Source organism: Trichocoleus desertorum ATA4-8-CV12, assembly GCA_019358975.1.
GTDB classification, from domain to species: Bacteria; Cyanobacteriota; Cyanobacteriia; order FACHB-46; family FACHB-46; genus Trichocoleus; species Trichocoleus desertorum_A.
The window spans coordinates 24,033-43,164 of record JAHHIL010000006.1; the positions used below are offsets into that span (position 1 = coordinate 24,033).

Consider the following 19,132-nt stretch of genomic DNA (forward strand, 5'->3'; position numbering starts at 1 on the left):
CAGTCGGCTTCCATTTGACATCCTCTCGCCGACAACCTGACGGTGTGGCGGGAGAAACCTAAGTCTCACGACTTAGGTTTCTGTTTCTTTCCATTACTGGTTTTCTGCAACCGCCCTTTCAACTGATGCTGATCAGGTCTTACGTTCGCTCCACAGACTTTGACCGTGTGCCCCACGGCAAGAATATTTTGAGCGGCATTTATATCTCGGTCATGGTGGGTGCCACACTGGGGGCAGTGCCATTACGCTTCTTTTTGAAGTTGGGGTATTTCGCCCGACCCACAAAGAAGTTGCTAAAAGCGGCTTGCAGATGTCTCAAGCCTTGTTGCAATGGAACGCAACTCACCTCATTCAAAAACTGGAGGTCATCTTGTTTCTTCCATCCGGTCAACAGGGCAGAGCTTTGAACATAGTCAATCCGCTCTTGCCGTTCATACCAGGCTTGAGTTCTCACAGCCAAGGCGCGGTTGTAAACCAATCGCACACAGCCCAACGTTCGACGCAGGAGCGACTCCTGTTCGGGAGTTGGGTAAAAACGGTAGCGATAAGCCTTTTCCATCTCTCGCATCCTATCAAGAGAGCTGTGAGAAGCATAGACTATATGGCAATTTTGGGGCATCCAACCTCGCTCCATTGCCGCTCCTACCCTTCTCGCCGTTAAGTGCTGCGCACTCTAGCAGGAGTCTCTCGGAGGTTTAAGATGAGCTTCTTTCAATGGAACATAGATTTAAAGGTGGGCCAAGTGCGTCGCTGGCCCCGGTGTGGGCATTTCCGGGGAGTGATGGTGGGAGCGATCGCGCTGAGCGTAATGCCTATCTCTCTGTCACCTGTTACGGCTCAGCCTGCCACTACTCAATCTGCCACCGCTCAGCTATCCCAGACGCTCAGCCCCAATGTCCAAAAGCTAGACAGCTTCTTAACTGAGTCCAGACCCCAGGCTGATAGCGCTGATGTAACGACGAGTGAAGTGCGCTTAGATGGCAGAACTCTTTTCTCGATCGCGCTGCCAGAGGTAGCCCAAACACCAGGCCCAACCACGCCAGTGAGACAACGGGCAAGAGATGTTGAGACGATTTTGCAACGAGTTGCCTCCAGTAAATTTGATCCAGGCAAGCTTCAGGTGACCAGTGCGATCGATCAGCAAAGTGGATTGCCTGTCATCTACATCAACGATCAATGGCTGATGACAGTCACAACGCTAGATGCCCAGTTGCAAGGTCGTGACCCAGAACGCTGGGCCGATCGCCTTACCGATATTATTGGCAATGCCTTGATTCGGGCACAGCAGGAACGGCAACCCCAATTTCTGCTGCGCCAAGCTCTAATCGCAGATGGTATTGGGCTTGTGGTGATTGTCGGCAGCTATGGGCTCAATCGTCTGCAACGCCGCCTTAGGGCTAAGCAAATACAGCTGCAAGCGCAGATTCCCACCCAAGCAGAAGTATTGCCAGATGCAGTAAGCTCAGCCGATCCCAGATCCTCTATCAGTGAGCAGCTTGAAACTGCCGCGATGGTCGAGCAGCAATTGACGGCTCGACAGCAGCACAACGTCTACGATATTAAACGCCGCCTAGTGGATGGTGCCCAAGTAGGGTTGTGGGGTGGCAGCACCTATGTGATTCTGGGCTTGTTTCCTCAAAGTCGCTGGTTGCAACCCCTGTTGTTCTCAGCTCCCTTGCAAGTTCTAGGAATTGGCCTCCTGACCTATGTCGCAGTCCGCGCGGCTGAAGTTTTAATTGATCAGTTTTTAGACGCGATCGCCGAAGGGCAACTTTTAGAACCAGAAGCTTCTCAGCGTTTAGCGTTACGAGTGTCTACTTTTTCGCGAGTGCTCAAAAGTGTGGTCACGATTGTTTGCACCTTCGCGGGTGGTTTGGCAGCTTTGTCAGTCGTCGGAGTAGATCTGATCCCCTTACTTGCTGGGGCTGGGATCATTGGTCTCGCGATTTCTTTTGCTTCTCAAAGCATTATCAAAGATGTGATCAACGGCTTTCTGATTTTGCTAGAAGATCAGTACGCTGTAGGCGACGTGATCACCGTGGGGGAAGTCTCAGGTTTCGTCGAAAATATGAATTTGCGGATCACTCAACTTCGCAATAATGAGGGCCGCTTAATCACCATCCCTAACAGTGCGATCGCGATTGTGCAGAATCTCTCCAAAGACTGGTCTCGGGTAGATATCGCCATTGATATTGCCTATGGCACAGACCCCGATTGTGCCATAGAGACCATTCGCCAAGTCGGAGAAGCCATGTACAGCGATCGCGAATGGCGCACGAAAATGCCTGAAGCTCCGGAAGTACTAGGCATTGATAAATTGGATCACGCCGGAATCCTAATTCGGGTTTGGCTCAAAACTCAACCTCTACAACAATGGAAGGTCGCCCGCGAATTTCGTCGTCGGCTCAAGTACGCCCTAGACGAAGCTGAGATTGCGATCGGGTCTCCGCAACAAGCCCTGTGGTTTAGAAGTTCCCTCGATTTGTCTAATCCAGCCTCTGTTGCAGCCGATAAGCAACCTCCACGGCAGCTCCAGTTCACTGCAACTGAGCCCGATCGCGGGTTTTAGCGAAGCGTAGGAGAGCCCGGAGTGGGGCTAGCAGCAAATTCATAAATTTTTTCCAGAATAAGATTCATTATCAATCGAGTAGAATAAGATTGATTATCATTTTCGCGCCAGTGGCAGGCTGGTATCTCTGGAGAAAAGCTGTGCTGAATGCCAACTTGCGATCGCTGCTACAAACCTTGCTGCTGGTGGCGCTGATGGGGTGTAGCCAGCCCAACCCAGGCTCCCCTTCCTCCCCTAGGGCTGAGTCCTCTGGGTCAGCGGCACCCTCCGATCGCCTGCAAGTCATGGCGACCTTCTTGCCCATGTACTTATTTACCAAAGCTGTAGCAGGAGACGCGGCAGACGTAAAAGTGCTAATTCCACCAGGGACTGAAGTTCACGAATATCAATCGAAGCCAGGGGATGTCCAGGCGATCGCTCAAGCAGACGTGTTGGTCGAGAATGGCTTAGGGCTGGAATCCTTCTTGCGGGATACTATAAAAAGTGCTCAGAATTCTAAGCTGGTAGTCGTTGACGCGAGTCGAGGCATTACACCCATTGGTGAAGTGGCTCCTAATCATCATGAATCTGATGAGCATGGGCACGCAGAGGCGGGAGCCGACCATAAAGCAGAGGCGGCAGGCCATTCGCATCCAGAAGGTAATCCGCATGTCTGGTTAGATCCGACTCTTGTTAAGCAACAAATTGCCAATATTCGGGATGAATTAATTAAGGTCGATCCACCCAATCAATCTACTTATACAGCCAACGCCACTGCCTACATCCAGCAATTAGAAACGCTAGATCAGCAATTTCAACAAACGCTCCAAAAATATCCCAACTGTACTTTTGTCACGTTCCACAATGCTTACCCCTATTTAGCTCGGCGGTATCAGTTGCAGCAAGTAGCGGTGGTGGAGCTACCCGAAGATAATTTGTCGCCTGCCGATGTGCAAAATGCGATCGCCACCGTGAAGCAGTACAAAGTGAAAGCTTTGTTTGGTGAACCGGGTACTGATAACAAGCTGCTGCAAAGCTTGGCCCAAGATTTGAACCTCCCCTTGCGTCCTCTGGACTCCCTAGAAGCTGGTTCTCTAGACCCGCAGTATTACTTCACCGCGATGCAAAAAAACCTCCAAACTCTCGAAGCTGCATGTCAATAGAATTGATGAACTCCGATCAACCACATTTCGACTCTGAAGCACAGTCTTGGCAGAACCTAGACTGGCCAAAGCTAGCAAAAACTAGTCAGGAAGGGAAAACGCCCACTCTGCAAGTTGAGCACCTAGTCGTTTATCAAGGGCAGCATGCGGCGGTTCAGGATGTCTCGTTTGAGTTGCACTCCGGTACGGATACAGCCGTTGTAGGGCCAAATGGAGCTGGAAAAAGTACTTTAATTCAAGCAGTTCTGGGTCTATTGCCTCATCAGCAAGGCACGATCCAGATTTTTGGTCGTCCTCTGTCTCGTCTGGGAAACTTACGGCACCAGATTGGCTACGTGCCACAAAATTTTGTCTTCGATCGCAGCTTTCCGATCTCGGTGAGTGAGCTGGTAGGACTAGGCTGGGTTGATTTGCAAACTGAAACCTCTCTAGCTCAACTCTGGAGACGGAGCCTGAAAGCTCTTGTGATGAAACGCGATCGCCAGCAAAGACGGCAAGTTGCGATCGCTCAAGCTTTACAACGAGTGGATGCCTATCACCTGCGCCAGCGGCCCATTGGCACCCTCAGCACCGGACAACTGAAGCGAGTGTTGCTGGCTTACTGTCTCGTGATGCCCCGCAAACTTTTGGTGCTGGATGAAGCCTTTGCAGGGGTGGATGCTCAGGGAGAGGCCGACTTTTACGCCTTGTTGCATGAACTTAAGCAAGAACAACAGTGGACTGTGCTACAGGTGTCTCACGATTTAGATATGGTTAGTCGCCATTGCGATCGCGTGTTGTGTGTCAATCAACGCCTCATTTGTCATGGACAACCAGAGGTCGCTTTATCCCCGCAAAATCTGTTGGCTGCTTATGGGCCTGCCTTTAGTCGATACCAGCATAAACACTGATTTTTAGCAGGCGATCGCTATTCCTGACTAGAATTTTCTCAATATGTAGTATTAATAACAACTTAGGCTCTTCAGGGTCGTTATCGTTAAAGCCATAGGTGGATGTCAAACTTTTTAACCTGAGATTGACTCCTAATTCCTTCAGCCGGGTATGACTGGGACATGGCTTTGCTGTGTCCTTCAATTATTTTTTAGTGCTTTCCCTTAAAATACCTCTCGCGTCTCGCCCCCCTCCAATGCTGGGTCCCGATCGTGTCCGGCTGCTTTCATTCCACGCTGATAGCCAGCACGCTGACTAACTCTTTCCAACCACGCTCGAATGCTGGGGCGGTTGCTGAGCCCCACGTTGTAGAACGCCTTCATAGTGCCAAAGGGGAAGTGCATCATGATGTCAGCTGCTGTGAACTCATCACCCGCAAAGTAGGGTACTTGGGATAGGCGAGTTTCGACCCATTGCAGGTGGCGATCGCGCCGTTCTTGGAGCATGGGTAACAGTGGAGAGCCACTATCTGCACCCGCAGCCATTGTCGCGATCCAGTGCAGGCTCATCTGATTCATGAGACTGGCATTGGCATAGTGGAACCAGTAAAGATAGTCAGGGTATTGAGGCGCTGTGACAGGTACTGTGAGCCGTCCATCTCCGTAGCGAGTCAACACATACTCAAGGATGGCTCCAGACTCAGCCAGCACAACTTCACCATCACAAAGCACAGGCGCACTACCGATCGGATGAAGCGATCGCAGTTCTTCTGGCGCGAATTGGGTAGACGGATCGCGCTGGTATACCTTTAGTTCGTACGGTAGTTCTAGTTCTTCGAGCAGCCAGATAACCCGCTCAGACTGGGAAACGTTGAGATGGTGAACGGTGAGCATGTACCCTCAAATGACGAATTTGCACAATTTCGCCTTGAGTATAGCAACGCTCACGCTGCTTTAGATTGCACTACCTGCGCATTCAAGATCTGTTTTGCTTTGTTGAGCTTCAAAACTACCTCGTAGTTATCAGGATGTAGCTCATTAACAAACTGAATTAGATGATCAACTGTGCAGGGTTTTTGAAAGCCACCATTCCAAATGTGAAATTCTTGGTGAACTACCTCTGCTAGAGTAATCAAGTTGTCTTGGCAAGCGGCGAGATGAGGATAGTATTCTTTTGAATAGATGTGATGTACAACAAAATTACATCTGTTGTATTTGTCTCGCTTTTGATTAGTAATTTGACAGCGGCTACCGTCCCGTCTCTTGGCAGCATTCATTGCTGAATCAATTCTCTTTTGTTGTGCTGTTTCCTCATCAATGATCATCTTAAAGGTTTTCTTGCCTACAACCTCAATGGCCCCGCACCAACTACGGCGATTTTTGACAGTTAACTCTTTGGCAAGATTCTCCGATAATCTATAGAAGCCTGCAAGAGAATAGTGCCGAACACCATCTATGTCATCAAAATCTGTATGAAGTTCAAGTGGAGAATCCGATCTTTGAATATCATCAAAGGCTTTATTTAAACGGGCAGGGCTAGTACAAAGAATATTGACAACATCTTTTTTTGAAAGAAAGTGTCTATTGTTTCTGAGTGTTAGTGAGCTAGAGTTTTCTTGAATCTTTTTGCTGATGAAAGAATTGCGAATTTTTTCTTTATGTTTGGTGATAAATTCTTTAATGCGTGACCAAATACTCTTTTTCTCTTTCTCATCCATGTATTTGGCGATCGCATAGGCTCCTTGCTCAGAAAAGAGCCTTTCATTCAAACTCTTATTAATGTAAATGAAGTGCTCACTTTCTCGTAGCTCCCACTGGTCATTTGGATCGGAGTTAAAGAACTGTACGATTTGATCTAATTCTTTACGGGTGATTTCCAAAGCCTCTGAGAGCTGCTCTTCCCGGATCGTGAAGCCCGAATTTTTCTTTGCCATGACTATGCCTCTGCGCTGATGCTCTTGTACATAATGGTGAGGCGGTTAAAGATAGCAGCGTCACCTGTTTTCGAATTGTCGGGATGGTAGATTTTGCTTAGTTGGTGGTAGGCATTCTGAATGTCTTTATGGGTTGCAGTTTTAGGATCTAGAGCAAAAACCTGCCAAGGCTTGAAGTAATTAAAGACATTAATGCCATTGATGCAGCCATATCCCTGCTGATTTTCTTCGCCTGGAAGAATGCCAATAAACTTGCGATATAGCTTTTCCCATCCATCTTTTGCGCCTAGATTAAGATTGTCCATGCCATCTGTTGCCATTCTGAAAGCACCAGATTTTTTAAGTTCTGTAGTATCTTTAACTGAAAAATGTTGATAGATTGCTGCTTTGAGTTGGGCTAGCGTAAGTGGCTTGACTTTTGTACGTTCGGTAACTGGTTCTTGTTTCTGATGATTTGCAATGACGAAACAAGTAAATTCTTCTAATGCAGTTGTACTTACACCATGTATTTCTGCAAGGCGAGAAATTTCATTTCTTAGATATGTGTTTAGCTGAGCCGACGGCTGTCCTGATTGAGCCTTAGATGATTTCTTCCTAGTTGATTTGGCTTTCGTATTAGTTTTGGGCATAGCTTTTTGAATTATGGAGCGTCAGTGATTCCTCTTTGCTCTCAAGCAATTCTTGCTTAAATAAAGTCTGGAATCCGGAATTTTACTAACTCTTTAAAGTCAATATTTAATGTTCTTGGTACTTGGTTAGCATTCCCATGAGGTCTGAAATAATATTCAAACAGCCAAATTTAAAGTAATGAGATTTCTGGGGATTGATTTGGGGTGGCGATCGCAACCTAGCGGACTCTGCTGCCTCGAATGGCGAGACGGCAAACTACATTTACAGAATTTGGAGCGATTAGAAGCGATCGCTGACGTTTTGGCCTGGGTAGATCACTGGGTTCCGGCTGAAGCATCGGCCATAATTGCGGTAGATGCACCAACCTTAATCCCCAACAAAACGGGGATGCGACTGCCCGATCGCCTGACTCACAAGCATTTTGGCCGCTATCACGCAGGCTGTTACCCCGCCAACTTGGGTTTACCATTTGCTGAACGGACGGTAGCTTTTGGTCTGAGCTTGGAGGCGAAAGGGTTTGATCATGCGCCAGTACTAACAGCGCAACAACCAGGACGCTACCAAATCGAGGTGTTTCCCCATCCAGCGATGATCTACCTGTTTGGCTTGTCGAAAATTTTGAAATACAAAAAAGGCAAGCTGAGCGATCGCCGACTGGAACTGCTGAAGCTACGTCAGCACATTCTGCAAGACTTGCCTACCTTGGAACCAAGCTTATCTCTACTAAACCCAACCACAATTCCAGAAATCCCCAGTAAAGGCACAGAGATGAAAGCCGTTGAAGATCAACTGGATGCCTTAATTTGCGCCTATGTTGCTGCGCATTGGTGGTACTGGGGACTAGAACGCAACTTAGTTTTGGGCGATCGCGAAACAGGCTATATCGTGGTTCCTACGCTTCTGCCCAAAGAATCAACCCTGGCTCGTAAGGACTGCTGAGATATTCATTTTTGGGTAGAACTCGCAGAGATAGACCCTGTAAACCACTACTGGAGTAACTGACATCAATCGTGTAGATGCTGTGCTGGTTGGGGTCTTGGCCTTGATATTCCATGACCACAGGCACACCTTCAGCGATCTCACCTTCGGCGTTGATTGCGCCTTGATACAGTTCCACCTGCACATCCGTAGGGGTTAAAGCTCCCAAGTTCAGACGAGCTTTAACGCTAATGGTTTGGTTGACTTGAATATCCGCAGGTTGAGAGATATCAATATCTTCAATCTTCATGTCGTACCAATGCTCAAACAGGTGCGCTTTCCAGTGGGATAGCTCTTTAGCAGCGGCGTATTGGTTTTCTACCATTGCGTGGTGGCGATCGCTGGCTGGGAAGTAAGCTTGCATGGCATAATCCCGCACCATCCGCGCCGTGTTGAACCGAGGACAGTTAAGTTGGATCGCATGTTTCATCTTGGCAATCCAACCACGCGGCAATCCGTCTGGGTCGCGATCGTAGAACAACGGCACAATCTGTTGCTCTAACAGGTCGTACAACGCATTGGCTTCTACATCGTCTTGATAGTTGGGGTCTGCATAATCTTCACCATGTCCAATCGGCCAGCCTGTTTTGACGTAATCCGCTTCATCCCACCAGCCATCCAGGATGCTGAGGTTGGGCAGGCCATTCATCGACGCTTTCATACCGCTGGTACCCGAAGCTTCGCGGGGGCGACGGGGCGTGTTGAGCCAAACATCACAGCCTGCCACCATCAACCGAGCTACATGGATGTCATAGTCAGGGATGAACACCACATGGCGGCTCATTCCTTCCTCGCGAATAAAGTGAACAATTTGGCGAATCAGTTCTTTACCAGGGATATCTTTGGGATGTGCTTTACCTGCAATCACAAATTGCACAGCCCGATGCTTAGAGCCACCCATCAGAATTTCTTTAATTCGCTCCAAATTTCGCAGGAACAAACTGGCGCGCTTGTAGGTGGCAAAGCGACGGGCAAAGCCGATGGTTAGAACGGTGGGGTCGAGCACCTCTTGAGCTTGCGCTAACTCGCTCAGAGAACCGCCGCGATCGCGAACATTTTTTTGCAGGCGATCGCGCACAAATACTACCAGTTCCGAGCGGCAGCGTTCATGGTTGCGCCAGAGTTCTTCGTCAGGAAGTGACTCCACCCGTTCCCACAGCGGATGGTCTGGCGGCGCATCTGACCAACTGGGGCCGAGGTAGCGATCGTACAGCTCTTGAGTCGATTTAGCGACACAGCTCCGGGCATGAACTCCATTGGTGATGGCGGTAATGGGCACTTCATTCGGTGGGAAATTAGACCACAAGCTTTGGAACATGTGGCGAGAAACTTCCCCATGCAATTGACTGACCCCATTAATAAAGGTCGCTATCTTGATCGCCAGAATCGCCATGCTGAAAGGTGAGGAGAAATCGCCTGTATTCTCCCGACCGAGGGCAAGAAACTCTTCTCTAGGAAAGCCAAAAATTTCAGCGTAGTGCCCCAGATAATCCATGATTTTGTCTGGGGGAAACAAGTCAATTCCCGCTGGAACCGGGGTGTGGGTCGTAAACACCTGCGTAGACTGGGCCACTTGGCTAGCTTCGGCAAAAGTCAGTCCGTCTTCCTGGATCATCTTGCGAATCCGCTCCAAAGCCAGAAACGCCGAGTGTCCCTCATTCATGTGATAAACAGTCGGTTTCAGCCCTAAGGCTTCCAACATGCGGACGCCACCAATCCCCAGCATCATTTCCTGGTGAATCCGCATATCGATGTCACCACCATAGAGTTCGTCGGTGATGTCATGGTCGTAGGGACTGTTCGGTTCAATATTGGTGTCAAGCAGATACAGCGGCACTGTACCCACCTGCACCCGCCACACTCTGGCATAGACCGTCCGACCGGGATACTCTACAGAAATTCGGATCTCTGAGCCGTCTGGATGGCACTCTAGCTCCAGCGGCATGTTATAGAAGTCGTTGATGGGATAGCGCTCTTGTTGCCAGCCATCCGCATTGAGGTATTGGGCGAAGTACCCTTCTTGATACAGCAAACCTACTGCAACCAAGGGTAAACCCAAATCACTCGCAGATTTAAGATGATCGCCTGCCAAAACCCCCAAACCACCTGAATAGATGGGTAGGGAATCAGTCAAGCCAAACTCTGCTGAGAAGTAGGCGTAGCAAGCTGGTTGATCTTTAGCTTTTTGCTTACGATACCAAGTCCGCTCAGCCACATAGCCGTCTAGTTGACGGACAGCCCGCTCCATGTGAGCCAGAAACCCTTCGTCTTCGGCTACTTCACGCAAGCGATCTTGGCTAATGGTGCCAAGCACCAGCACGGGGTTGTGGCGGCTAGACTCCCAAAGGTCTCGGTCTAAACGGCGGAATAAATCTTTCGTTTCAAAGTTCCAGTCCCAATGAAGGTTGTAAGCCAACTTCCGCAGAGGTTCTAGGCGGGAAGGCAAGGAGGGAGAGACATTGAAAGTACGAATGGGCCGCATGATCGAGCAAACTCCAAGTCCAGCTAGGGCTATTGTCCCCCAGTTTCCTCGAAAGTCCGGTACTCTTAACACTGTCTTGAGGCAGGGAGCTTGAAAGAGCTAGCTTTCTAAGGCGATCGCGCCTCCCTTGCTGCAACCCATTAGCATTCACGACGCAACCTAAAAGCGCAACGACTCAAAGATAATGGCACTAGCCATAAAGCAGAGGGCGATCGCGCCCACACGCAGAAACCAGCCACCTACCACAGCTAGCAAAACGGTCACGAGAGAACTCGCGCCTAAACCTGCCAACACAATGCAAAGAATTGAGAAGCTAAACAAGCTCAGAAAGAAATATTTAACGGTTTCGCAAGCCAATTTGAACATCGGGCTATAGCGCTCTGTTGTTTTCATGATGATATTTATCTTGGTTAGATTAAATTTGCCGATCTACCGTCCTACGTGAAATGACGGAAGCTTTTGCAAATTGTTCATGAAGTGCAAAGCGCGATCGCAATGGGTGAAATAGATAGCTAGACCAGAGAAACCGGACGTTGCACTTCCCCTCTTGATTCCAAAGGGTGGTTCTGCAAATCCGGATTTCTACTGAGCCAATTTTGTTGAGTGGCAAGTTTAGCAAAGCTGCTGGAACTCAGAACCCTACCGTTCCAGCCTGTGTAACTATCAGGAGGAGAGATAGGTGTAGCTGCTCAAACTGCGCTCGTAATTTTGTAGCAGCAGTTGAGATTCTTCGAGCGTGATCCGCTTTTCTTGCAGCGCATGTTCTGTCTGCTGGCGAATGTTTTCGATTAGGTCTTCGGCATCGTATTGGACATAGCCCAACACTTCGTGCATCGTGTCACCCTTGACGACATGCTCAATTCGGTAGCCTTTGGGTGTGAGGCTGATGTGAACAGCATTCGTGTCGCCGAACAAATTGTGCAGATTACCCATGATCTCTTGGTACGCCCCACCCAAGAACATGGCTAAGTAATATGGCTCCTCTGGCTTGAGGGTATGCAACTCCAAAACAGATTTGACATCGCGCAGATCAATAAATTGGTCAATTTTGCCATCGCTGTCACAAGTCAAATCGGCCAGCGTTGCCCGTCGAGTCGGTTCCTCATTCAAGCGATGAACTGGCATGATCGGAAAGAGCTGATCGATCGCCCAACTGTCTGGAGCTGACTGAAACACCGACAAGTTGATGTAATAGATCGAGGCCATGATTTTCTCTAAATCTTCGAGATCATCCGGCACATAATCTTGCTGGCGAGCAACTTCCAAAATCTTCTCGCAGCAGGCCCAGTACAAGCGCTCAGCTCTCGCTCGCTCGGTCAGGCTAACGTAGCCAAAACCAAACAAGCTCACCGCTTCTTCTTTGAACTGCGTGGCGTCGTGGTAAGCCTCTTGGTAATTCTCAGCAGTAATAGAGGCGTAAGTGTCGTAGAGATTGCGAATGATCAAATGCTCATCTTCGCGGGCGGGTTCTGGCGTTTCTGACGGCGGTTCACTGGTGCCCAAGACATCAAAGACCAAGACGGATTGGTGAGAGGCGATCGCTCGGCCACTTTCACTCACAATCGTCGGTACAGGCAGATTACGCTCGGCACAGGTTTCCTTGATCTCCGCGACCACATCATTGGCATAGTTTTGCATGTTGTAGTTTTTGGAGGCGTAGAAGTTGGTTTTGGAACCGTCATAGTCCACGCCCAGACCACCGCCCACGTCAATATATTTCATGTCGGCTCCAAGCTGGGCCAATTCCACATAGATTTGGCTAGCTTCGCGAATCGCATCCTTGACGACATTGATCGAAGAAATCTGTGAACCGATGTGGAAGTGCAGCAGTTGCAACGAACCCAACATATCAGCGGCTTTTAGTTGCTCGACTGCATGGAGAATTTCCGGAATGGTGAGGCCAAACTTGGCGCGATCGCCCGCCGAACAACCCCAGCGTCCAATCCCTTTGGCACTCAGCTTGGCCCGCACACCCAAAATCGGTTGAATGCCCAGTTTGCGTCCTGCCGCGATCGCCAACGCCACTTCTTCCACTTGCTCCAGCACAATGATCGGCGTTTGGCCCAAGCGTTGCGCTAGGATTGCCGTTTCAATATACTCGCGGTCTTTGTAGCCGTTGCAGATCAGCAAAGCGCCAGGGGTGTCCAGTGTTGCCAGGGCAATCATCAGTTCTGGCTTGGAACCTGCCTCCAAACCAAACTGGTGCGGCTTGCCAAACTTGACTAAGCTCTCAACCAAGTGACGTTGTTGGTTGCACTTGACCGGAAACACACCCCGGTAGGTGCCTGGATAGTTGTACCGAGCGATCGCCCTACCAAAAGCAGCGTTGAGACGCTCAATGCGGTCTTCCAAAATATCAGAAAAGCGAATCAGTAGCGGCAACCCTAGGTTTCGCAATTTCAGGGCATTCACTAAGTCAAATAGATCCAGAGAGCCGCCGCGATCGCCTTTGGGAGACACTGTAATGTGGCCCGCAGCATTAATGGAAAAGTAAGGCTCCCCCCAACCTTGGATGCGATAGAGTTCTTCGCTATCTTCAATCGTCCAGGATTTACGGAGATTCAAAGTTTCTGTTGGCTTCGCTAAATCCAACGGCTCCAGTTCTGGGTCAGCGTGGTTTTTTCCCAGCTGAGTTTTGTTAGCTCCGTTATTAGCACTCTTCCCCATCCCAGCGTTTGCTGCTGCCCGTCCACCCATCCTGACTTACCCTCTGAGTATCCTTTTGGACAAAAGAAAAGCCCGATCTTGACTCGTTGCTGGCAAAATCAGACCTTACTTCGAATGCCAGTCTAGCGCATCCACCTGATGCGAAATGATCATCTAGCGCACTTTCAGCCTTACCTTCTGGCAGAGACTTTCTGGGGTAATCTGGACTTTGTAACAGTTGATGAAATATCAGGAGTACCCCTTGGAACGGACATTTTTGGCAATTAAGCCCGATGGTGTGCAGCGGAAATTAGTCGGTGAAATCATTCGTCGCTTTGAAACCAAAGGCTTTACCTTAGTGGGCCTCAAGATCCTCAACGTGAGCCGCGAGTTGGCCGAGCAGCACTACGATGTCCACAAGGAAAGACCCTTCTTCGCTGGCCTCGTCGAGTTCATCACTTCTGGCCCCGTTGTGGCAATGGTATGGGAAGGCGAAGGTGTGGTTTCTTCTGCTCGTAAAATTATTGGTGCAACCAACCCCCTCGCAGCTGAACCTGGTACGATTCGCGGTGACTTTGGCATCAACATTGGCCGTAACCTCATCCACGGTTCCGACGCGATCGAAACGGCTCAACGAGAAATTGCTCTCTGGTTCAAAGAAGAAGAAATCGCAAACTGGGAACCCACCCTGATGTCTTGGACTCGCGAATAAAGAGACCTAACCCCCAGCCCCTAGTTAGCCCCTCTAGCCCCCCAATACTGGGCAGGGCTGTTTCATACAACGAAAGCGTTCCCAACCAGGCCCCCCTAGCCCCCCAAATTTGGGGGGAACAAGACTCAAAGTCCCCCAGAATTGGGGGATTTAGGGGGCAGTGCAGGGAGTTGAACCACATTTCAATTTTTCCTCTTGTAACATGAAACAGCCCTGCCCAATACTGGGGGGAACTAGATTCTTGCTTCCCCCAAATTTGGGGGATTGAGGGGGCGAATACAAAAGGTCTACCACATTGCTATTTCTTTACTTCGCTCGGCGATCGCACTTCAGCGACTTCACTACTCACTTCCAACTCTGGCTCAGCTCGCTCAGAGAAACCCCACAGGAACAGTAGGCCGATCAAACTAATCATCAACCACTCTGGCGGCACCAAAGCTTCATTAATCACTCGCAGCAGCAATCGCAAGCCAACTAAAGCGACAGTAACGTAGCCTGCATCTTCCAAATGTGTAAACTCGTCTAACCAGCGGATAAACAGGCCTGCCATAAACCGCAAAGCAATCACTCCGATTAAGCCACCTGTAATCACTAGCCAGGTTTCTTTGGAGATCGCGATCGCTGTCGTCACACTATCTAGAGAGAAAGCTAAATCGGTAAAGGCAATTACCGGAATTGCTTGCCAAAGCGTGGCAAAGCGAGGGCCATGATGAGAATTCTCACTGTCTTCTGGAGTGCTGAAATACTGAAACACTAGCCACAGCAAGTAGGCGGCACCCGCCAACTCAAATTGCCAGTACTTCGTCACCCAGGTTGCTGTCAGAATCAGGGCTACCCGCAAGACGAAGGCACAGACCAAACCCAGGTTAAGCGCCCGACGTTGCAAGGTACTTCCCTCCAGCCCTTGAGCGATCGCAGCCAGGGCGATCGCGTTATCGGCTGACAGGACTGCTTCTAGCACCACCAAGACTGGTAGGAGCAAGAGGGTGTCGTACCCAAAGTTCATCGGAGTGTTTAACAAGTGGTCTAGCATTAATAGATTTTTGAAAAAGTGAGCAATTGAGAATACTTTCAGCTGAAGCCAAGCGAATCAGACAGGTTATTAAGAATTATTGCTTATTCTCTTAGCTTAGCGCTTAACTTGATCTGCTGCCGTATCCCCGTTGGGTTAGAGATTCGGTTCTATCCACCACCCTCTATTCAGCGATCCCTCTTGCAGGTTACACTAAACCACCCAGACAGATCCGTGAATGGGTGCGATAGAACCGCGAGTCAAAAGTTCTCTCAGACAACGCCTGACATCCATCAACCCACTCACTTAGTTTACCCAGATAAAGTTAAGGTGCAATTGAGGCAAACCACGCATAAAATGGACGTGTTTGGGGTTAACTTAGCCCTGCGATATCAGACTCCCGGTGCTGCAATGCATAACCCCAGGGATCAAAATGGAAGCGGTTCTGCGAATTCCCCACGCTTTGAACTCAGCCATGTTAATCAACCTGATGCTGCACCGCTAGCTGAGCGGTCTGGGCAGTCGTTGGCTTTGTCACAGTTTCAAGCTCGTTATCCGATGGGCAGCTTGACGGCTGACTTGCTAGACATTCGGGGAGACAACTATATTGTCAAAGCTTCAGTTCAGGTGGGAGGCAACGTTTTAGCTACAGGGATGGCAGTGGCTACCAGCATTGAAGCAGCAGAAGATCGCGCCAGATTGCGGGCTTTGGAAGTATTAGGGATTCAAGCTCCCCAGCCACCCCAGCCCCCTGCTTCTCCCTCGGCTTATGAGGTGCAGGTGCACTTAATGACTAATCACCAAAGCGAAGGGGAGTTTTCGCCTCAGCCTCGCTTGGCTGATGTCGGTAACTACCGGGAAGTTAGGCAGTTCTCAGCCCAACCGCAAAGACCTCAGCCGTTACCAGAATCAGCACCTCTAGGAATTCCTGCGATCGCGCCAGAACCCGCTTCTACTTTCTCAGGTGACTTTTCTGGCGAGCTATTCGATCAAACCTATACAGATTCGTATCGAGATTCTTATACAGATATTGATATAGATACGGCGGCGATCGCTGAACCTGTCGTTCCTAGCCACCCAGAAGTGCAACCTGCCCCCCGTAGCAATGGGCGCAACGGCAAAAGTGCAGTAAAAGCTCGCGAGATAGCACCAGAACCAGCACCTCGCGAACCCAACCGAGAACCGATGGATTTGTCGGAAGCGATCGCCCAAACCAGTGTAGAAATTAAGCGCTTAGGCTGGACGGATGTGCAAGGCCGTACCTATCTACAACGCACCTATGGCAAGCGATCGCGCCAGCATCTCACCGACGAAGAGTTGTTGGAATTCTTAGAATACTTGCGATCGCAACCTTCTCCCAACGAATCCCCGTTTTGATCCCCCAACCCCCCTAAAAAAGGGGGGAATTTGTAAAGGGAAGCGTTAGTTCACCGCAGCGATCGGGTTTTGAGCAGAGGGACGGCGCTCGATCACTTGGTCAATCAAGCCGTACTCCTTGGACTCATGGGCTGACATAAAGAAGTCGCGCTCGGTATCTTCCGCGATTTTCTCTAGAGGTTGTCCGGTGTGCTCAGCCAGCATCTCGTTCAGGCGTTGCTTGTGGTAGAGAATTTCCTTGGCCTGAATTTCGATGTCAGTAGCTTGACCTTGGGCACCACCGAGGGGTTGGTGAATCATGATCCGGGAGTGGGGTAGGCTGACCCGCTTGCCTTTGGTGCCCGCACTGAGGAGAAACGCGCCCATACTAGCTGCCAAGCCCAGACAGATGGTAGAAACATCGGCCCGGATGTGCTTGATGGTGTCGTAAATGCCCATACCAGCAGTCACAGAACCACCAGGGGAGTTGATGTAGAGGTAAATGTCTTTTTCTGGGTCTTCTGCGTCCAACAGGAGCAACTGAGCCACGATCAGGTTGGCAACATCAGAGTCGATGGCGGTACCCAAGAAGATGATCCGATCCCGTAGTAGCCGAGAGTAGATGTCAAAGGCGCGATCGCCACGTCCAGAGGGTTCAATAACGGTAGGAATCATGCAGTTTGCCTGTCCACGCATTTTTCCCCATTCTACCGATTGAACTGATTTTGGTGGGGTTACGGTCGGTTTAAGCGTGCGATCGCCTCAATTTCGGCTTAAAGTCCAAAGATTCCAGCGATTTGAGGCAATACGTGTTTGCAGAGTTGCACGATCGCGCTGGGTTCGGCGAGTTCGGTTAGCATCCCCTTGAGCCACCGGATCGCTGATTTCGCTCCATTTTTCTTCTCAGGTTCTGCGGGATCTTTTCCTGCCTCGGCTAAGGCTTGCACTTGCTTGAGCGCTTCGGCTTTGTCTTCTGGCTTGAGTTCTTCAGCACTGGCGATCGCTCGGTGCAGTTGTTCTAGCAGTTCTTTGATGCCAGGTTCATCAGGTTGTAGGGAGGCGGGTAGCTGATTAATGGTATTGGTGACGTTACCGCTAATTTCACCGAGGTTCACAACACCGCTGACATCACCCCCCACTAAACTGTTGATGTCGCCAATATTGCCACCAGCGTTAATATTGACTCCGCTATTTTCTGGCATGACATCTCCTCGATGATGATAGTTTTCTGTATAAAATTTAGGCTGTTTGAGAGCTGTTTCTACCATGTTTTCTAAGCTGCGAATGCGATCGTCCTTCTCAGCAAGCAGCAGTTGTAAGTGATTTGCAGGTAGAGCTTTGAGTTGATTGTAGTCTTCAAAATAAGCTTGGCTGAGTTCAGACTTGTCTATCCCTTGGGCAGTTTTAGCCCGCAGCAAAAATTTATCTTTGCCTCGCTTCTCCATTGCGACAATTTCTAGCTCGGCTGCTGGGTTGTCTTCTGCCAAGTTTTTGAAAGCGATCGCGATCGCTCGTGGATCAACTCCATGATTGTGATACAAATCCAGTGTGTCAGTTAAGGGTTTAATGAAATCCTCAAAATCACCCTCTGCAAAAACTTCATTTCTATTATCTGGCTTTCTTAATGGATCTGGATTCTCCCTCGTCGGTAGTCGCATATAGACATATTCACACTTAACTTCAGAAAACTTGGTTGTCGTTTTAATACCCCAATCTTGAATGAAGGCTCCGGTTAAATGGGCACCTGTTAAGTCAGCTTGATCTAGTCTCGTTCGAATAAGGTTTGCCCTGCTAAGATCAGCTCCTCGTAAATTAGCTTGACTTAAATCTGAGTCCATAAAAATGGAACTAGTTAAGTCGGCTTTCTCCAGATTAATATCTCTTGTCTTTTTAGTGTCATAAAATATTTGATTAGCGCCTTGTTTTGTTATCAACAACCGATATAAATAAAAATCTTCTAAGTACGTGTCCTTGATCCATGCATCTTTGACAGTCCAAGCTTGAAACCAGCAAGTACGAACTAAATTGGATTTCCTGAAGTCAACATATGTTAGTGATGCCCTTGTAAAGTCAGCATCAGTTAAATCGGAATTTCGAAAAATTGTTCTTTTACCATCAAACAATACATTCCTAGAGGATATAGGATATGCGAAAACAAGACCTACAAAAGCCGCAAGACACAGCCCCGGAAAGAGCCCTAGAATCATCCACAAGAATAATGCATAAGTAACTTTTGAGCTTTCTGATAAGAAGAAAATTGCCCAAGTAATAAAAGTGCATATAAAAAATGTTTTTGCTAAAAGCTTTGACTTCATTCGGGACATTCGAGATGAGCCAAATAGCTCCATTGAAATTTGAGTTTTGTCCGCAAATTCTCCAATGAATTGTCCAGCCATTATGCTTGTGAAGCAGAAGACAAAAATTACTAATTCAAGAATAGGAAATTTTACGTCTACTCGTAATGGGTTGTCTGAAGCCATTGTGACTTCGGACCAGTGAACTAAATCAGCAGATGAAAAAAGGTTGACAGAAACAACAGAAGTTCCCAGCCCTAAAACAGACAAGGTAATTGAAACTATAAATAAACATGCGCTCCAACTTGGAAGTAAACCTGCTTTGACCCCCGTAAAATTTGCCCCTTGCAAAATGGCACTAGTGAAGTTTGCTCCTCGAATGTCGGCGTAGCTGAAGTTGGCTCCGGTGAGGTCTTGGCCTTTGAAACTGCGGCCTCGGAGGTTTTGTCCGGAGAAGTCCATAGGGGAAGGATGAAGGATGAGGGAGGAAGGATGAAAAGTGAGGGAA

Annotated in this window: 15 protein-coding genes and 1 pseudogene; 6 read left to right on the forward strand and 10 right to left on the reverse strand. The window is 49.0% G+C overall.

From position 1 onward, the window contains the following. Window positions 1-65: 65 nt before the first annotated feature. A pseudogene (locus tag KME12_07830) lies at window positions 66-559 on the reverse strand (helix-turn-helix domain-containing protein). Between the two features lie 141 nt (window positions 560-700). Between KME12_07830 and KME12_07835 the strand changes: the two are divergent. The 3 genes from KME12_07835 (at window position 701) to KME12_07845 (ending at window position 4,601) form a co-directional block, all read left to right on the forward strand. After that, window positions 701-2,569 (forward strand): mechanosensitive ion channel family protein, encoded by a 1,869-nt coding sequence (locus KME12_07835; GenBank protein ID MBW4487685.1) that lies wholly within the window; start codon window positions 701-703, stop codon window positions 2,567-2,569. Window positions 2,570-2,853: 284 nt separating this feature from the next. Continuing rightward, window positions 2,854-3,711: a metal ABC transporter substrate-binding protein gene (locus KME12_07840; protein ID MBW4487686.1), complete on the forward strand. Its 858-nt coding sequence runs from the start codon at window positions 2,854-2,856 to the stop codon at window positions 3,709-3,711. A gap of 5 nt (window positions 3,712-3,716) precedes the next feature. Then, entirely contained in the window at window positions 3,717-4,601 is an 885-nt protein-coding gene (locus tag KME12_07845) for a metal ABC transporter ATP-binding protein (GenBank protein ID MBW4487687.1), read from the forward strand. A 204-nt stretch (window positions 4,602-4,805) separates the two neighbouring features. Here the strand turns inward: KME12_07845 and KME12_07850 are convergent, their stop codons facing one another. From KME12_07850 to KME12_07860, 3 genes are read right to left on the reverse strand one after another with little or no spacing between them, the layout of a single operon-like run. Further along, complete coding sequence (locus KME12_07850) at window positions 4,806-5,474, reverse strand: glutathione S-transferase (protein MBW4487688.1); 669 nt, start codon at window positions 5,472-5,474, stop codon at window positions 4,806-4,808. Between the two features lie 50 nt (window positions 5,475-5,524). Beyond that, window positions 5,525-6,514, reverse strand: coding sequence for a hypothetical protein (locus tag KME12_07855; protein MBW4487689.1), 990 nt, complete (start codon window positions 6,512-6,514; stop codon window positions 5,525-5,527). A gap of 2 nt (window positions 6,515-6,516) precedes the next feature. Then, complete coding sequence (locus KME12_07860) at window positions 6,517-7,041, reverse strand: molecular chaperone DnaJ (GenBank protein ID MBW4487690.1); 525 nt, start codon at window positions 7,039-7,041, stop codon at window positions 6,517-6,519. 280 nt (window positions 7,042-7,321) lie between these two features. Here KME12_07860 and KME12_07865 point away from each other — a divergent pair, with 280 nt between their 5' ends. Next, window positions 7,322-8,083 carry a DUF429 domain-containing protein gene (locus KME12_07865; GenBank protein ID MBW4487691.1) on the forward strand — a complete coding sequence of 254 codons (762 nt, stop codon included), beginning with the start codon at window positions 7,322-7,324 and terminating at the stop codon, window positions 8,081-8,083. On the opposite strand, the gene glgP is transcribed toward KME12_07865, so the two are convergent. From glgP to speA, 3 genes are all read right to left on the reverse strand, one after another. Continuing rightward, a complete protein-coding gene (glgP, locus tag KME12_07870; GenBank protein ID MBW4487692.1) occupies window positions 8,037-10,604 on the reverse strand; it encodes an alpha-glucan family phosphorylase in 2,568 nt (855 codons plus the stop codon). The two genes, KME12_07865 and glgP, sit on opposite strands and share 47 nt — an antisense overlap. A gap of 159 nt (window positions 10,605-10,763) precedes the next feature. Next, on the reverse strand, window positions 10,764-10,997 hold the full coding sequence (locus tag KME12_07875; protein MBW4487693.1) for a hypothetical protein: 234 nt from the start codon (window positions 10,995-10,997) through the stop codon (window positions 10,764-10,766). Between the two features lie 270 nt (window positions 10,998-11,267). Then, a complete protein-coding gene (gene speA, locus KME12_07880) occupies window positions 11,268-13,271 on the reverse strand; it encodes a biosynthetic arginine decarboxylase (protein ID MBW4487694.1) in 2,004 nt (667 codons plus the stop codon). A gap of 241 nt (window positions 13,272-13,512) precedes the next feature. Between speA and ndk the strand changes: the two genes are divergently transcribed. Beyond that, window positions 13,513-13,962, forward strand: a complete 450-nt coding sequence (gene ndk, locus KME12_07885) for a nucleoside-diphosphate kinase (GenBank protein ID MBW4487695.1) — start codon at window positions 13,513-13,515, stop codon at window positions 13,960-13,962. 298 nt (window positions 13,963-14,260) lie between these two features. On the opposite strand, the gene KME12_07890 is transcribed toward ndk, so the two are convergent. Next, complete coding sequence (locus tag KME12_07890; protein MBW4487696.1) at window positions 14,261-14,995, reverse strand: DUF475 domain-containing protein; 735 nt, start codon at window positions 14,993-14,995, stop codon at window positions 14,261-14,263. Window positions 14,996-15,208: 213 nt separating this feature from the next. Between KME12_07890 and KME12_07895 the strand changes: the two genes are divergently transcribed. Continuing rightward, window positions 15,209-16,351 (forward strand): hypothetical protein, encoded by a 1,143-nt coding sequence (locus KME12_07895; protein MBW4487697.1) that lies wholly within the window; start codon window positions 15,209-15,211, stop codon window positions 16,349-16,351. A 45-nt stretch (window positions 16,352-16,396) separates the two neighbouring features. On the opposite strand, the gene clpP is transcribed toward KME12_07895, so the two are convergent. Beyond that, window positions 16,397-17,026, reverse strand: coding sequence for an ATP-dependent Clp endopeptidase proteolytic subunit ClpP (gene clpP / locus KME12_07900; GenBank protein MBW4487698.1), 630 nt, complete (start codon window positions 17,024-17,026; stop codon window positions 16,397-16,399). A 77-nt stretch (window positions 17,027-17,103) separates the two neighbouring features. Continuing rightward, window positions 17,104-19,086 (reverse strand): pentapeptide repeat-containing protein, encoded by a 1,983-nt coding sequence (locus tag KME12_07905; protein MBW4487699.1) that lies wholly within the window; start codon window positions 19,084-19,086, stop codon window positions 17,104-17,106. Between the last annotated feature and the right edge of the window lie 46 nt (window positions 19,087-19,132).

Bases quoted from the DNA above. Each gene is read 5' to 3' on its own strand.
- KME12_07835 (MBW4487685.1), top strand. From the start codon at position 701: ATGAGCTTCTTTCAATGGAACATAGATTTAAAGGTGGGCCAAGTGCGT.
- KME12_07840 (MBW4487686.1), top strand. From the start codon at position 2,854: ATGGCGACCTTCTTGCCCATGTACTTATTTACCAAAGCTGTAGCAGGA.
- KME12_07845 (MBW4487687.1), top strand. From the start codon at position 3,717: ATGAACTCCGATCAACCACATTTCGACTCTGAAGCACAGTCTTGGCAG.
- KME12_07850 (MBW4487688.1), bottom strand. From the start codon at position 5,474: ATGCTCACCGTTCACCATCTCAACGTTTCCCAGTCTGAGCGGGTTATC.
- KME12_07855 (MBW4487689.1), bottom strand. From the start codon at position 6,514: ATGGCAAAGAAAAATTCGGGCTTCACGATCCGGGAAGAGCAGCTCTCA.
- KME12_07865 (MBW4487691.1), top strand. From the start codon at position 7,322: ATGAGATTTCTGGGGATTGATTTGGGGTGGCGATCGCAACCTAGCGGA.
- glgP (MBW4487692.1), bottom strand. From the start codon at position 10,604: ATGCGGCCCATTCGTACTTTCAATGTCTCTCCCTCCTTGCCTTCCCGC.
- KME12_07875 (MBW4487693.1), bottom strand. From the start codon at position 10,997: ATGAAAACAACAGAGCGCTATAGCCCGATGTTCAAATTGGCTTGCGAA.
- speA (MBW4487694.1), bottom strand. From the start codon at position 13,271: ATGGGGAAGAGTGCTAATAACGGAGCTAACAAAACTCAGCTGGGAAAA.
- KME12_07890 (MBW4487696.1), bottom strand. From the start codon at position 14,995: ATGCTAGACCACTTGTTAAACACTCCGATGAACTTTGGGTACGACACC.
- clpP (MBW4487698.1), bottom strand. From the start codon at position 17,026: ATGCGTGGACAGGCAAACTGCATGATTCCTACCGTTATTGAACCCTCT.
- KME12_07905 (MBW4487699.1), bottom strand. From the start codon at position 19,086: ATGGACTTCTCCGGACAAAACCTCCGAGGCCGCAGTTTCAAAGGCCAA.